The organism is Bacillus sp. AFS002410, assembly GCF_002556365.1.
In the GTDB taxonomy this organism is placed as follows: domain Bacteria; phylum Bacillota; class Bacilli; order Bacillales; family Bacillaceae_G; genus Gottfriedia.
Window position 1 is genome coordinate 1 of record NZ_NUEU01000107.1, and the last position, 1,218, is coordinate 1,218.

The 1,218-nt window shown below is 38.9% G+C and carries 1 protein-coding gene; it reads right to left on the reverse strand.

Annotation, left to right across the window (positions count from 1 at the left end; genetic code table 11):
• Positions 1–708 (reverse strand): reverse transcriptase domain-containing protein (locus CN692_RS24935; protein WP_257144127.1); only part of this gene is annotated, 708 nt, incomplete at its 3' end.
• Positions 709–1,218 lie beyond the last annotated feature (510 nt).

Genomic DNA, 1,218 nt, shown 5'->3' on the forward strand with positions numbered 1-1,218 from the left:
GACACTTTTCTCGAACCATAAGCCAAGTACATAATGAAGATAGATATTAGCTAATACAGGAGATATTACTCCACCTTGCGGTGTACCATTATCTGTTTTGTATTTCTTTCCTTCTTCCATATATCCACCTTTAAGAAACCTACCGATTATTCTTAGTAAGTTTGGGTCAGCGATTCGTAGTTTTAAGAATTCCATCATCCATTTGTGGTCAACATTGTCAAAGAACCCTTTTATGTCTACATCTACAACATAGTTTACTGACCTCTTTTCTATATAGAAGTTCAGTATTTTCAAAGCATCGTGGCAACTACGATTTGGGCGAAATCCGAACGAACAGTCCAAGAAGTCAATTTCATAGATAGAGTTTAATATTTTCGTAACACCTTTTTGAACAATCTTATCTTCATGTTCCGGTATACCTAATGGTCTTTTCTTTTTTGAATTGAGCTTCGGAATATACATTCTCCTAACTGGAACAGGACGATAGCTTTTGCTCTTAAGTCTGCTTACTAAATCCTCTATATTTTCTTCGAGATTACTACTGTATTGTTCTTTAGTTGTGCCATTAATCCCAGTTGCTTTCTTATTTGGTAATTCAATGTGACATTGAACTAGTGATTGCTTATCTAGTAAATGTGCAAGAGATGTAAATTTCATTTTAGGATCAGATTTTGCTAATTCTGCTATCCTTAGTAGTTTTGTTTCCATTTGTTATACCTACCTCTGTGTGTAGTAAATGTGTCCTTATTAAGGGTGATAAACTGGTAGTAGCCTTTCCTCCATCGGCATTACCCAACTTCATTGGTACTACGCTACTATCCGACTCCCTACAACGGCATTTGGTTTCCTCACTTGTTATCGCTTGTACACCATACTCTTCTAAAAAAAAGAAAAGACCGGTAGGGTCTCCCGAGTTGCCGTATCATATCAATGTGTAACGTGCCAAGGTCTCTGACTCCAGAGAGGCTTCACCATTCTTGCCTTACCGAAAGGTAAAGTGTAGCTTTCTGCTATGCATAAAGCATCAGCCCTCTCGATTTACTAACATTATGGAGCTCAATCCCTTCAACCATTTGGCTTTCGGCCCGCCACCTAACTGTCTACGCTTAAAGATTAAAGTTACCTTTAATCCTCCAAGACTCGCTACGAGCGAATGGCTAGTTCTTACTCGACGGGAATCCCACCCGTTATATGATACGACCTATGCTCGGCCGCACA